At 48.0% G+C, this 14,872-nt stretch carries 9 protein-coding genes; 4 read left to right on the top strand and 5 right to left on the bottom strand.

The window, feature by feature from the left end:
* Complete coding sequence (locus HMPREF1548_RS18080; protein WP_021637864.1) at positions 1 to 1,413, top strand: GntR family transcriptional regulator; 1,413 nt, start codon at positions 1 to 3, stop codon at positions 1,411 to 1,413.
* 235 nt (positions 1,414 to 1,648) lie between these two features.
* Here HMPREF1548_RS18080 and HMPREF1548_RS18075 read toward each other — a convergent pair whose 3' ends face one another.
* From HMPREF1548_RS18075 to HMPREF1548_RS18060, 4 genes are all read right to left on the bottom strand, one after another.
* Positions 1,649 to 3,487 (bottom strand): DUF5696 domain-containing protein, encoded by a 1,839-nt coding sequence (locus HMPREF1548_RS18075; RefSeq protein WP_021637862.1) that lies wholly within the window; start codon positions 3,485 to 3,487, stop codon positions 1,649 to 1,651.
* An 81-nt stretch (positions 3,488 to 3,568) separates the two neighbouring features.
* Positions 3,569 to 5,191, bottom strand: coding sequence for an ABC transporter substrate-binding protein (locus HMPREF1548_RS18070; protein WP_021637861.1), 1,623 nt, complete (start codon positions 5,189 to 5,191; stop codon positions 3,569 to 3,571).
* Between the two features lie 63 nt (positions 5,192 to 5,254).
* Positions 5,255 to 6,169, bottom strand: coding sequence for a carbohydrate ABC transporter permease (locus tag HMPREF1548_RS18065; protein ID WP_021637860.1), 915 nt, complete (start codon positions 6,167 to 6,169; stop codon positions 5,255 to 5,257).
* Between the two features lie 22 nt (positions 6,170 to 6,191).
* The gene (locus tag HMPREF1548_RS18060; protein WP_021637859.1) at positions 6,192 to 7,118 is read right to left on the bottom strand and encodes an ABC transporter permease; all 927 of its coding nucleotides are present in this window, start codon (positions 7,116 to 7,118) and stop codon (positions 6,192 to 6,194) included.
* A gap of 207 nt (positions 7,119 to 7,325) precedes the next feature.
* Here HMPREF1548_RS18060 and HMPREF1548_RS18055 point away from each other — a divergent pair, with 207 nt between their 5' ends.
* The 3 genes from HMPREF1548_RS18055 to HMPREF1548_RS18045 are packed head-to-tail and all read left to right on the top strand — an operon-like array spanning position 7,326 to position 11,856.
* Positions 7,326 to 8,429 (top strand): response regulator transcription factor, encoded by a 1,104-nt coding sequence (locus HMPREF1548_RS18055; protein ID WP_035322790.1) that lies wholly within the window; start codon positions 7,326 to 7,328, stop codon positions 8,427 to 8,429.
* Positions 8,419 to 10,269 (top strand): cache domain-containing sensor histidine kinase, encoded by a 1,851-nt coding sequence (locus HMPREF1548_RS18050; protein ID WP_021637857.1) that lies wholly within the window; start codon positions 8,419 to 8,421, stop codon positions 10,267 to 10,269. Before HMPREF1548_RS18055 ends, HMPREF1548_RS18050 begins: the two co-directional genes overlap by 11 nt.
* Positions 10,270 to 10,281: 12 nt before the next feature.
* Positions 10,282 to 11,856 (top strand): DUF4091 domain-containing protein, encoded by a 1,575-nt coding sequence (locus tag HMPREF1548_RS18045; RefSeq protein WP_021637856.1) that lies wholly within the window; start codon positions 10,282 to 10,284, stop codon positions 11,854 to 11,856.
* A gap of 633 nt (positions 11,857 to 12,489) precedes the next feature.
* Here the strand turns inward: HMPREF1548_RS18045 and HMPREF1548_RS18040 are convergent.
* The gene (locus tag HMPREF1548_RS18040) at positions 12,490 to 14,808 is read right to left on the bottom strand and encodes a glycoside hydrolase family 3 N-terminal domain-containing protein (RefSeq protein WP_286138123.1); all 2,319 of its coding nucleotides are present in this window, start codon (positions 14,806 to 14,808) and stop codon (positions 12,490 to 12,492) included.
* Between the last annotated feature and the right edge of the window lie 64 nt (positions 14,809 to 14,872).

Below are 14,872 nucleotides of genomic sequence, written 5' to 3'. Positions count from 1 at the left end.
ATGAAAGCCAGCAATGAACTTTATAAACTTGTATACGATTATTTTTCTGTAAGAATCCGGTTTGGTTATTATGCAAATAACGATTCTTTACCGTCTATGCCCAAAATCTGTGCCCACTTTCGTCTGGCCATCCCAACAGTCCGCGCTGCACTGGCTCAGCTGGAACGAGACAAATACATCAGGATAGAAGCCGCCAGAGCTGCGAAGGTTATTTACAATGCAGGGCCTGCCAAAATCAAAAAAAATATTGCACAGTATTTTCTTCCCCGGGAAGAAGGCCTGCGAGATGTGGGCATGGGCGGCCTTCTGTTAATTGAGCCTCTCTGGGAAGCTGCTTTACAGCAATGGAAGAATGAAGATTTTGACCGGCTCCGTCAGGAATTAATGCAACCGGTATCTGATACGTTATTCATGCCTGTGGAACTTTATATTGTAGTTCTATCTTCTCTCAACAATAAGCTTTTGCTGAATCTCTACTGGGAAATGGTGCGCTATATCTGTTTTCCATATTTAGCAGAAGAACGGAATGTACAGGATATACGCCAGGAAATAGGCGGATTGACGAATGATGAAGTTATAGCTTCTCTGAAAAAGGAATATATTGCAGAATACGAACAGGCCACAGATAGACTTTTTGCTTTCCTCAAAAAGGCGCGTTCAGAATATCCTGAGATACAAAAGAACCCCATCCCCTTTGAATGGAATATTTACAGAAATCGTCCGCAGTTACGGTATTCTCTCACTGCCTCTATTATTATCACGGTTATCAGAGGGAAATATCCCCCAGGAAGTTATTTGCCTTCCCTTCCGCAAATGGCAGAACAATATGGCGTTGCCGTATCAACCATACGCAGAACCCTGCGGATTCTGACGTACTTAGGTGTTGTAAAGTCCTATCACGGAAAAGGGACTCTGGTTTGTATGTCTGAAGAGAAAATTGATTTTACACGGCCTGAAATACAAAGTGTTCTGGCAATCTTTTTGGAAAGCCTACAGTTTCTGTCACTGACAGCCCGGGCTGTTTCTGTTTTTACTCTGCAGGCAGTTTCGGCGGATGCCCTGACACAGCTTGTTCAGCAGCTTTTACATAGCCAGGACGAAAAAAAGAGTTATCTTATTATTGATATTTATCTTACTTTTATTATTGAACATTGTACCTGTGCCATGGTTCGTGAATGTTACTGCAAGGTAAAAGAATTGCTGGCCTGTGGGTACCCGATTACATTGCAGCGGTTAAAAGAACACGGGCTTGACTACGAATACAGCTCCGCTGTTACAAACGCTGTAAACAAACTAAGGGACAGGAATTTTGATGCTTTTGCTGATATGTGGAGCAGTTTCCTGCACTATCAGGAACAGGAAATCCGGAATTATATTGAAAATAACAGCGAAGGCAGCAGAGGACCGTTATGAGATGGTCTTCTGCTGCTTTCCTTTCAAAACGGCAGTAATGAACTGAGCTGTGAATACCAGTTGACAGCCCCGGATGGCGCCCTATTATGGATGGTCACCATTGTACGGCTCATTACAGATATTGTCACCGGAGAGAAAAAAGGCATCATGTATGTAAAGAATATTGATGAGGCCAAGCGCCGGGAATTTGATAGGATTAGTCAGGCCAGACATGAAAGACACACATGAAGGGGAGCTACCCAAACCGATAGCTCCCCTTCATAAAGTCCACCTCAACTGTAATCCCGTTCGCAAAGACCGTTTTCTGCCGTTCTCCGGTCCCGTCCATAAACTCGTGCAGAACCATTTCCTGATCTGCCACCAAAGAGTGAAGACGTGCCACAATTCCCGCCTTTTCCCATTCTTCGTCACTGGGTTCTATCGGCAGATAGCCCATTCCCCCATTCAGCAGGGCATACAGGAATCCGCTCTTTCCGTCCGGCATTACCGATTCTTCTCCTTCCGCCAGATTCCATGGTGTCAGAATACAATCATGATACACCAGGTTAAAAAGCGGCACCGGTATTCCCCTGGCATATCCCCTGGCAAGGGTAGGCGATGTGGGGTAAGGTGCATGATGGCATAAGGCAAGGGAATCAACCGTGTTAGACAGCGGCTCCTCCGAAGATACAATACCGTAATGCTCTTCAATATAATGAAAACATTCGTTCCGGTATTCACTGCATTCCCTGCGTGTCATAGGATGCATCGGATCAAAACATTCATCCAGGCGCATCACACTGAACACGTCCAGATATGCTCCATCCGGGCAGATTCCCATTTTTTCAAGCCTTCTGTAATTCCGGCGCACATAGGATGATGCAAGGCCCGCACACAGATAACTTTGCTTTCCCCCGGTCCAGGTACATTCTCCTGGCCTGCTGCCGTCCGGCAGCATAACTGCCTGGCTCTGATCGTAAGTATCTGCGTCCGTATAGTAATCCCGGTACTGATCGTGCAGGGCAAACCGGTATCCCAATGCTCTGCATTCCCCGGAGAGCTTCCTGAGCCCCTCCGCACCTCCCGCTTCTTCACAGGGAGGCAGAATATCCGGGTGTTCTCTGTCATACCCTGCTTTTCCCCAGCCGTCCAGATGTACATAGGCCTTTTCAAGCCCCCTGTCATGCAGCGCCTTCAACTGCTTCCTTCGTTCCTCAAAGGTAGTCAGACGGCTGTTTTTCTCCGGGTTTTCCCAGTCATAGCAGGCGGCCTCCTTCTTTGCCTCATACCGGATTTCTGTATGAATAACGGACGCTCCGAATAAATCAAGGATTTTGGGACTGCGTTCCACTTTTTCCCGGAGCGTTCTGCCGCTTCCCCTTTCCCTGATATAGGAACGGTATTCTTTACACATCGTTACATAATCACATTTTGAAAAAAGAATCATACGAAGCCGTCTTCCATAGGAAAGATACCCCATGGATTCCTGCCATACCCAGTCCAGCCGAGTCGGACCTCCAGCCGGATGTTCCAGCCCATAGCCGGCATCCCAGGGTGTCTCCGCAATCGCCATCCAGCCGCCCTTCTCACAATAACGGCCAACCCAGGGCATATAACCGTGTCTTTCCAGAAAACAGGGCGGTTCTATTCCTTTTACCTCTCCAGGCCAGTGATCGGGAAGAAGGACTCCCTGCATCATCGGCAGAACGGTGCAGCCCTCACTGCTTTCTTCAGAAAGCTGCAGTTCAGTTGGCCAGTGCACTGCCTTGAGTATACCGTCCCTGATGGGAAGAAGGGTAAAAAGCAGATTCCCCGATTCATTTTCTATCCGAAGCTCTCCCGCCAGGCAAAGCGGCTCCTGTCCTTCGGGCATGGGAATTCCTTCCCAGGTCCAGCGCAGTCCTTCCCCTGTCCCGCACGTCAGTGTTTCCAGTCTCGTTTTTGCCGCGCTCAAAGGAACAAAGCTGCCATCCGTTAATTCCACGCCGGAAACATGATCTTTCCGGGAAACCCACACAACATTTCCCCGGTTTATTTTTATACTCCCATCGGCCTCCGCGCATATCCGCAGGTCCGCTCCAACAATTTGATGCATTTAAATACCTCCTGAAAAGGGCGGTTCACCGGGAACCGCCCCGCAAATGCTTTTCCTGCCTTTTATTGTTTCTTCAGGGGCTTATTGATTTTTCAGAAACTCAAGCGCCTGCTTCTGTACCTCGGAGTAAACCTTCTCCGCGCCTGCCGCCATCATTTTGTCACGCAGCTTGGCGATGTCTCCCTCCGGATCATCTGTAAAGCCCAGTCCAAGAAGCTTATATTCCGAATTGAAGATTTCATTCATGGCCGCAATTTCATTTTTCACTTCAGCATCATTGAAAACAAAGGTCTGATACCGGCCGCTTCTTGCAGTAGCAAGCCATACCTCGTTCAGCTCCGCCAGATTCGGAATCCCCCCTTCGTCAATAGTACGCCAGTACGTATCATTGCGAATTCCCCAGTTGCAGTTGCCGTCATAAGGATAATTGGTGCTGCCCGGAAGTGATTTCAGGCCGTTCTCACCCACCGCTTCCCAGTGTTTTCCTTCGATTCCATAACAGAACAGACTATTGCATTCTTTATCGTTGCGCAGGTAGTCCAATGCCATCAACGCACGATCAGGATGCTTTGATTTGGAGAAAATGCTCATACCGTTGGCAACATAGGCATTCACAACAGCAGGAACACCTTCCTGTGCATCAAATACACGGATATCCCATTCAGGATGCTCTTCCATAATACTGTTGTACATACTCTTCGCCGTATTCACATTCATAAGGGCCAGCGCAGACTTTCCTGCCTGGAAGCTCTCAGTGTTATTCTGCGTATTTACCACCGCATTTTTGCTCCAGAAGCCGCGGTCTCTCCAGTCCTGAAGCCGCTTGATCACATTCAGGAATTCCGGCTGATCAAAATTTCCTTTTACGACAGCAGCATCATCATTTTCACCGGTACTTCCCATTGCCTGCCAGGGCCCGATGCCGCCGATTTTTGCTTCGGATTCCCAGTTTACTTTACTCCACATACGGTCAAACATAAACAGTTTGTCATAATCAGAGCCTATATCCAGCGGAATGAATGCGGGTTCGTTCTTTGCAATCGCATCCAGATAGGTTTCCACCTCATCTAAGGAACTGACAGAGGTTATATCGTACTTATCCATCAGATCGCCGCGGGCTATATAAACATAAGCGGTGATTTCCTTATAATTCATGGGCAGCATAAACACCTTGCCATCTACCTTGGCCTGCTCCCAGGCATCGGGATACATGGTTTCCGCAGTCATAGGCGCATATTTCTGCAGTTCCTCCTGGGTAATCTCATAAAAACCCTGTTTGGTAGCCTGCGCATTATAGAAACACCAGTCGGCGGTATAGATAATATCCCAGTCCTCGCCGGAAGCGAAAATCAGAGGATACTTCTGCTCATACTCTCCCCATCCCATGAATTTCACATCAATGGTGGTGTTGATTTCTGCCTGCAGCCGTTCATTAATTTTGGCAAAAACCTCGTCATTGTCCACAGGACGGTCACCGATCAGGTACATGGTAAGTGTTACAGGTTCTGAGGTATCAGGCTTCTGGACCGTTTCCGTCTCTTCTGCGGCAGTGCTTTCACTCACCGCTTCCACGGATGTCTCCTGAGGCTGCGGTGCTTCTGCTGCCGGCGCGGTATCCGTCTTTGTACTGCCGCAGCCTGTAAGAAGCCCTGCAAGCATGGCTGCTGCCAGCAACAGGCCTGTAAATTTTCTTCCCTTTCTCATATTCTTTCCTCCTGTTCATATTTTATAATTTAGACAGACCTTACACATCTGTCAATGTTACCCTTATCCTTTGACCGCCCCGATCGTAACGCCCTTTACAAAATACCTTTGCAAAAAAGGATACAGCAGTACAATCGGTCCGGTGGCAACCACCGTCATAGCCAGCTTCATCGGCTCGCCCGGCACATCGCTGGCCGGAATTCCGCTCCTGGCTGCGGCGGCATTCATCGCCTGTGCCTTTGTCAGTATGTTATTGAGAAAATACTGGAGAGGATACAGATTCCTGCTGCCCTCATCCATATAGAGCATCGCATTGTACCAGTCATTCCAGTACGCAAGCGCAATAAACAGCCCTACAGTCGCCAGTCCCGATTTGCTCAGAGGAATGACGATATTCCAATATATTGTAAAATCACCCGCACCGTCCAGCCTTGCGGATTCATACAGGGAATCCGGGATATTCATCATGTAGCTTTTCAGGATCAGTAAATACGTTACATTCACCAGGATGGGCAGTATCAATGCAATCAGGCTATTGTGGAAATGCAGATACTTTGTGTTGAAAATGTACCATGGTACAAGGCCGCCTCCAAAGATGGATGTGAAGTAAAAAAAGAAGGAAACCTGATACCGGTAACGAAAATCCTTACTTGAGATAACATAGGCTGCCATACTGGTGAACCATAACCCAAATATCGTTCCCACTACCGTAACCAGAATAGTCACTCCGTAAGCTCTGATCAACTCCTCCGGGATTCGGAACAGCATCTTATAAGCATCAGTAGTTACATGCACCGGAATCAGCCGATAGCCTTTTGTCAGAATATCCTCCTGCCTGGAAAAGGAACCGCTGAGCACCAGCAGGAACGGAAGAAGACACAAAGCCGACAGAATCAGCAGTATAATATGTGACAGAATATCAAATATCACCCTGTCCCGCCCCACCGGACGTTTTTTCCCAATCCTTTTATCCGCCATTATCAAATCTCCCTTCTATCCGTCAGAATAAAGCATAGTCCGGTTCTACTTTTTTTACGATCCGATTTGCAATCAGTACAAGAATAAACGAAAATACCGACTGATACAGACCCGCCGCACTGGTCATTCCGAACTCCTGCAGATTCAAAAGGGACCTGGTTACATAGGTATCGATGACATCCGTCACATCCAGAACCATAGGATTGTTGCCCGTAACCTGCCAGAACATCTGGAAATCGCCCTTCATAATAGTTCCGATGGCAAGCAGGAACAGTATCACCACTGTGGGACGGATGCAGGGAAGTGTGATATACTTTATTTTCTGCCACATATTTGCCCCGTCCAGATCCGCCGCTTCAAACAGCTGCCCGTCAATATTCATAATGCTGGCCAGATACATGACCGTACCGTAGCCCACCGACTTGAAGGCGCTGGCCGCAACCAGGATGAATGGCCAGAGTGCTTTTTTGGAATAGATATCCACAGGCTCCATTCCCAACTGCCTCAGCAGCGTGTTGACTGCACCGAATTCATAGTTCAACATATTGTAGATAAAAGCACCGACCACTACCCATGAAATAAAGTAAGGCAGGAACATTACCGACTGTGTGATCCGCTTGAACCATTTGCCTGCCAGCTCCGAAAGAAGGATAGCACAGACTATTTCCAGAAAGGTATTTACAAAAAGAAACGCGATATTATAGAGAATAGTATTTCTCGTTGTTGTAAAGGCCTTGCCTGACTGAAAAAAATAGCGGAAATTCTCCAAGCCTACCCAGGGGCTTCCGAAAATACCGTCATGATAGTTGTATTCCTTAAAAGCGAGCACGATGCCGGCCATGGGAATATAGCACATCAGGATAACGGCAACCGCCGCTGGCAGAAGCATAAGCCATTTTGTACGGTTATGGCTTAAATCATACAGAAAAGGATGCTTTTTTTTATCCATATTCCTTTCCCCCTCTCTTGCGTTAAAATTATCGTAGCAAACCGTTCCCTGAAAAACAACGGGACTAAATTATGAAAGGGGGATTAAATTACGCTATTTTATATTTATTGGGCATTTTTATCCTTTTCTCATTGATATAATCATTATTTTTGTATATTATAAATAAGTGAATTGGAACAGCATTTGGAAGAGGAGGAAAAACTGTACATGTCTTTTTCTGTATTGATAGTTGATGATGAGAAAATGCCGCGCGAGATTCTGCATCGCTATATTCCCTGGCAGAGCTACGGCGTTACCGAAATATATGAAGCGGAGGACGGAGAAAGTGCGCTGGCCCTGGTCAGAGAAAAATCGCCGGATATCATAATCAGTGATATGAAAATGCCCCGCATGAACGGTCTAGCCCTGGCGCAGGAGGTGCGCAGCATACTGCCAGACTGTCAATTCGTATTTTTAAGCGGTTATTCCGATAAGGAATATTTGAAGGGGGCCATACGGCTGAAGGCTGCCAGCTATGTGGAAAAGCCCATTAATCTGGAGGAAATTAACGAAGTTCTGACAGAAATTGCCGAACACCTCAGAAAAATGCAGCAGCAGGATCCGCGGCTCCTCTTTTTCCGTGGTGTACAGGTAAAAGACGCCGTACTTAACAACCGGGTATATTCTCCCGATGAAGTGCTGCTCACCCGGCTCGGTGAAAGCATCCGGCACAAAAACAGGAAGGAAACGGAAGGACTGCTGGAACAGCTTTATCAGGAGCTGCACCGCTGTGAGGGAACGCCGCCGGAGGATATCCGCCGACTGTTCTGCCGCATCATACTTCTTTTTATCAATGCGTCGGAGAGCCGCAACCTGACCGCAGCTGCGGCGCTGGGCAACGAACTGATCCTGCGCACGGCGGGCGGGGAAACACTGGCCGGGCTGCATGAAATGCTCCATAGTCTGCAGGAGGTCTATTTCGACACACAGGAACCTGAAGAGCAGGATCTTTCCACAAGAGTCAATCTGTATCTGGCCGGGCACTGGTCCGATCCCGGGCTGACCGTCCAGGATATGGCTCAGGAGCTAGGCTTTACAAACACCTATCTGTGCGCAGCTTATAAAAAAAGCAGCGGTCTGACCATCAACCAGTACATAACCAGACTGCGCGTGGAACATGCAAGGGAGCTTCTTTCTTCAACACAAAAAAAGCTATACGAGGTGGGGAAAGCTGTGGGCTATACGGATGGAAAATATTTTACAAAAGTTTTTACCAGGGAAACAGGATTGACTCCGAAACAGTACAGAGAAAGGCATTGGCATGAAGAATAAAATATGGAAGGACGGCTGGAAAAAAATAATCACCGACAGTTCCCTGCGCAGCAAGCTGGTCTGGATCTATTTTGTGCTGATTATTCTGCCGCTGGGCTTTTTTTCTTTTTATGCAATCAGGAGGCTCAATGAGCTGACAAGGGAACAGACGCTTTCCTCCGTACAAAAGGCGTTCAACAATACGTCTGCTTCCGTGGAGGATGAGCTGAACCGTCTGGAAGGTGTTCTGGACATCCTCACCATGGATTCCATAATTTACAGGGTATCCTCGTATGATACCAGTGATTATACCTATATGCAGCGTCTGGAGGATTCCAATCAGCTGGCGACCACGTTTGATCATTTGAAGACACTCTCCGGTGTGAGCGGTATCCGCCTTTATGTAAAGAACGATTATCTTTATTCCAACCAGCAGAGGGATATCATCCCGGATTCTGAAGTGAAGGACAGCCGCTGGTACCAGCAACTGGGCGAGGCTCTATCTTCTTCCTGGTATTATCCCGGTGATTTTGAGGAACCGCCGGAAAGCGGACACGAGTGTTTTTCAGCTATGCGCGTCATTTATAATCCCCGTGATATCAGGCAGCCTCTGGCCGTTCTGCGTGTGGACACGCAGGCACAGCGTCTCCGGCAGCTTATCAGCCAGCCGGAAAGCACGGAAAACGGAATTTTCCTGCTTCTCCGGGAGAAAGAGGTGCTTCTGTCCTCTTCCGATACCATTACTCCCGGCAGCCGGATCCCTGAAACTGCCGCAGCCGTTATCGGCCAGGAACAGAATCTGGGGCCAAACAGCTGGATAAGCCTGCTTGCGCAGAATGAAAACTCCTATCTGCTTTACCGCAGCCTTCCCGTGGAGGGCTGGTATATGGCCGTGCTGCTTCCCTATGAAGATGTGTACCGGTTAAGCCGCACACTCCGGCTGGAAATGCTCATGGTAGTATTTATCGTGGGTCTCCTCTCCTACGGCATCGCCCTGGCTATCAGCCGCACCACGCTGAGCCGTCTGTCCCTGCTTGCACAGACCATGCATGCCGTGGAGCAAGGCGACGTTACTGCCCGGATCACCCCGGTTGGAAAGGATGAAATCGGACAGCTCATGGGCAGCTTCAGCCGCATGATGGAACGAATTGACGGCCTGTTGGAAGAAAAAGTGGCTTACGGCCGGGAAATAAAAAATCTGGAGCTGAAAGCCCTGCAGGCTCAGATCAATCCTCATTTTCTGTACAATTCCCTGGATCTTATCAGCTGCACGGCTATTGTACACAATGTACCGGAAATCACACGCCTGGTCAATGCTCTGGCCCGTTTTTACAAGCTATCACTCAGCAAGGGGAAGGAAGTGATTTCCCTGGGAGATGAGCTTATGCATGCCAGACTTTATATCCAGATCCAGAACATGCGGTTTGACGATCGCATCCATGTGGTTTGGAATATCGACGAAGAACTGCTGGACTGCCAAATTATAAAAATTGTGCTGCAGCCCATTATTGAAAACGCCATCATCCACGGTATTTTTGAAAAAAAGGGAAAAACCGGAACGCTTTCCGTCACAGTCTGCCGCTGCGGTGAATGTATCCGTATTGTGGTAAGTGATGACGGAATCGGCATGTCCCCTTCTTCTGTCCGTGAGAACTTTGCAGATACCGGACCAGGCGGCATTTCCCAGACAACGGGCGGCTATGGCATCCGCAATATCAATGACCGCCTGCACCTGGCCTATGGGGCTTCCTGCGGCCTTTCCTGCGAAAGCACTCCCGGAGTGGGAACTACCGTCACGCTGCTGATTCCTGTTATCCGGCCCGCCCCGGAAGATGACGGTGCTGCCGGCGGTACAAAATGAAAGGAGTTTATCATGCAATATTCTATTTACAGCGACCTGGAATGGACCTATCCTGATTCCCCATTCATACCGTTACGGCCGGTCCTTCTGGAAACAGCCAGAGGAGGACATGCCGCATTTCAGCTGCTTGGCGAAACCCTGCCGTCCCAAACGGCCCTCTGCGTTTCCATGGAATGGGAAACGCAGGAGGCCGGAAACGGTCTTACCCTATTTACAGGAGAACTTCTCCCTGTGGGGGTGGACGAGAACACTTCCGCCACACTCATGACTACAACGGACTATGACAGCTGCCGGGAGTTCGTTACAAGAAAAGCTCCTTTTTATGTGTATGATGCCATCCGTCCGGCAGACACTGTTCTTACCGGAAAAAGACTGGCACTGTATCTTTGCTTCCAGGCCGCATCGGATGCCCGGCCCGGCCTGCGCTGTGGCACCCTGCATATCCATATCGGAAATACACAGCTTGATATCCCCGTTTCCTGTGTTATCCGAAGCGCCTGCATTCCTTCGTTGGAAAAGGCGAGACTTGGTATGCTCAACTTTTTTGATTATGAGGATCTGGGCCGTCAGCATGGAGCAGATCCGGAAAGCAATGAATACTGGGAGCTTTTCCGGCTTTATGTACGCGCCCAGCTTCACATGCGCTGCACCCATATTCTCCTGCCGCCGGGACGCCCGGTTTATGAAAACGGACATCTGGCCGGCTTTGATTTTACCGCTGCACAGCGCGCAGGACGCATTGCCGCCGAAGAGGGTGCGCCTTATCTGTGCGGCGGCCATATTGCCCACTGGTCAGAATGGACCGGGGAAGAATATTTCCTCGCCTGGGATCCCTCTACAGGTGTCACCACGCAGGAGGGCTATCTGCAGCTGCGCCGTTATTTTACCGCCTGGGCCGGAATCGTCCGGGAAAACGGCTGGGAAGGCCGGATGACCCAGGCACTGGCAGATGAGCCGCAGCAGGGCAACTCCCGCACCTACCGTATCCTGGCATGCATTTTCCGCAGATTCCTGCCCGGCGTCCCCATCATAGACGCTGTGGAAACCACAGATCTGGGAGGCGGCATTGATATCTGGGTTCCCAAACAGGACACCTATGAAAAATGGCAGGATGCCTTTCGCACTCTCCAGGACGCCGGGGAAGAAATCTGGTTTTATACCTGTGCATTTCCGGCCGGACGCATCATGAACCGCAGCATGGATCTTCCGCTTACCGTAAGCCGCCTGCTTCTGTGGATGGGTGTCCGTTATCACCTCTCCGGTTTTCTCCACTGGGGCTTTAACTACTATATCGGCAGTGATATCTGGAATCATGCCTGCTGTCCCCACAAGGGCGCTCTGTTGCCAGCCGGTGACGCGCATATCGTCTACCCCGGAACCAACGGTCCCTGGATCAGCATGCGTTATGAGGCACAGAGAGCCGGTGCGGAGGAATATGAGCTTTTCCGTCTTTTAGAAGAAGTCCGCCCCGGCCGGGGGAAGGAAATCATTTCCCCGGCCTGCACGGATTTCCGGAATTACACTGCAGAGCCTGTGGTTGTCATGGAGGCGCGCCGTCGGTTGTTTGAGGAACTGGACAGGTTCTGAAGGTTTAATTTCCCTCACATCAAGTAATGCTTATTATACCCATATTAAAGTGCTTTTCCAAGAAGATAAGCCTCCTGGGGAAATTTTGAATTTTTTATAGCCTCAGGAGTGCCTCAATTCAGCAGTTTTGCCCAAGCTGTTGCGAGCAAAACTCTTCGTAACAGGGTTGTTTACTCTGTTATTTGGTGTTTACAGTGTCTGCGTAACTTTGCTGACCGGCATTCTCGTCGGCCTGAGCTGACCCCGTCACTGGTATGGCGCAGTGAGATTCAGATCTTGGCGGCAGCATTTACAATATACCTTGTTTGTCTGTCTATGATCCTGATTTTTGGACAAATCCGCGGGGCATATCTGGGCGGTTCTATTTTGACCTTCTTTCTGGGATATAGTATGCTTTTTTAAGAATGGACTGGTTCTTCTGACAAATGCCGGACGACAACGGAATGTATCTTTCCACCATGTAAAAAGGGAAAAACAGACAAAGGGTAATTGCCAGACGATAGGAGGGCGCTTTACATAGCAAAAAGAAAACAGAAGGTGGGCGAATGGAAATATATGTATAATCCCGTTCGCCCTAGCGTTTAATCGTTTTCTTACGTTTTACAAAAAATCAATAATTTAATACCTTTACAATTATTTATTATTCGCCCAGAAAGCCCGGTCCTTTCCCTCAATATAACAGCTGTCCATTATCCTGTAGGAAGACTTCAAACGGATATCATTGCTTGAAGCACCAAGCATTACCTCAATTTCTCCAGCTTCTATCTTCCACCGGTAATCCACATCCATAAATGCCGATTGACTGGCCTTCAGGCAGAATGCTACCATCTGTTCTTTATCAGGCTCTAATGTTATACGCTGGAATCCTGCAAGTTCCATTACTGGCCTGACAATGCTTGCCTGACAGTCTCTGATATACAGTTGGACAATTTCTGTCCCTGCATATTTACCTGTATTTTTCAGGTTGAAACTTACAATAATTTCTCCATCCGCTGTCACTTCATTTGCAGAAAGCTGTAAATCAGAATAAGAAAAAGTGGTATAAGAAAGTCCGTGTCCAAAATAATAACGGGGCGTATGCGGCATATCTACGTAATTTTCAAATCCAATGCTGCCTTCCTGATGCCAGGAGGAACCACTGGGATGGTTATAGTATATTGGTATCTGCCCTACATGACGGGCAACAGTTACAGGCAACTTCCCACTTGGATTAACTTTTCCTGTGAGGACATTAACAATTGCAGCTGCTCCCATTTCTGATGGATTCCATGCTTCAATAATTGCATTCAGATACATATCGGCTGCATCACTGGAAATGGGGCGTCCATTAAAGTGAAGCCCTACAAGCGGCTTGCCAAGTGTTGCTGCTGCTTTTATAAAATCCTCCTGGCATTCAGGAAGATTAATATTCACTGCATCCACACCTTCTCCCATGGATGCTACCGAACAGGAGCCATGTTTTCCACCCAGAGTCATAATGCATATATCAGCTTCCTGAATAGCCGATATTGCTTCTTCATAACCGGATTTATCATTTCCTGCAATAGGATACCCATGTACATAAATAATCTCTGTCCCTGCAAAGTGTTTTTTCATGCAATTGTAAAGGCTTTCGCATTCAGGCTTAATCTGTCTGATTATTTCAGCAAATTCTTCCGTCTCATCACATTGTATTTGCGTCCCCGGTATGTATGGTACCTCTTTCTTTAAATTTGATGCTGCATCTCCAATTCCTGCAATGGAATTTGCTACGGCCTTTACAGCCTCCACCATGCTGATATGCGTATATCCCCCAAAAAAACTTCTCGGATTATCTGCATGAGGACCAATCAGTGCAATTTTTTTAACCTTTTTGTCTATAGGGAGGATTCCATCATTCTTTATTAAAACCAGTGATTCTTCTGCTGACTGCAGAGAAATTTTTCGATCCGACTCACAATAAAATGTTTTATATAATTCCTCTCCCTCAAGGGAATATGGATGCTCAAATAATCCCATCCTGAACTTGGTTTCCAGTATCCGCAGAACAATACGATCCAATATTTGTATATCTGCCTTACCGCTGCGGAACCATTCCGTTAACTCGTCATTATAGCAGACGCAATTAGGCATTTCCACATCCATCCCTGCTATCATCGCCTGATAACCAGTTTCCGTCAGGCTATCATACATATGCTGGAACATATGTGCATTTGCTATGGCACCGTAATCAGCTACTACCAGACCATCAAAACCCATCTCTTCCCGTAATTGTCCATTTAAAAGCCTGCGTGAGGTCGATGCCGCTTCTCCGTCAAAGGTACAATAGCAGGGCATTACTCCGCGCAATCCGCCTTCTCTGAATGCGGCCTGGAAGGGCTTCCCGTAAACTTCATTTAAAAGCCGCCGTGGCGTATTACTGGCAGCACCGTGGATACCTCCTTCTGAATTATGAAAGCCCAGCCAATGCTTCGCGACGGATTCTGAACGAAGTCCCTTTGTCTCTTCTTTCTGTACCCCCTTGGTATAAGCAGTCCCCATAGCAGCCGCCAGGGTTGGATCTTCGCCGTAAGTTTCGCCCTGCCTTCCCATCCTGGAATCCCTTGAAATATCCAAAACCGGGGCAAGTATATGGGAAATGCCAATTGCGCGCTCCTGTCTTGCAACAACTGCAGCCGCCTGTTCCTCTAATTCAGGATCAAAAGAAGAAGCCCTTCCAATTCCGGAAGGGAAACTTACTGCCCCCTGAATAAAAGCACCGCATAACCCTTCCATATGAAAAATGGCGGGAATATGATGAGGACTGTTTTTCATTACCATATCCTGTATGTTTTTTTGAAAAGCAGCCGCTTCTTCCAGTGATTTCAGGTTTCGGATTTCCAGGGTACTGATTTCCCCAATGCCAAACCGGCAGTCCTCAATTAATTTATCACTATTTCCTGTCCCGGGAAAAGCACATCGTGTCTGAGCCATTTTTTCTTCCAGACTCAGGAGTGACAGTAAATCTTGTGCCCTTTCTTTTACAGACAAATTTTTA

This window comes from Clostridium sp. KLE 1755 (assembly GCF_000466465.2).
Classification (GTDB): Bacteria; Bacillota; Clostridia; order Lachnospirales; family Lachnospiraceae; genus Eisenbergiella; species Eisenbergiella porci.
Note: the sequence above shows the minus strand (reverse complement) of the source record. Positions and strands in the feature narration are given on the sequence as shown.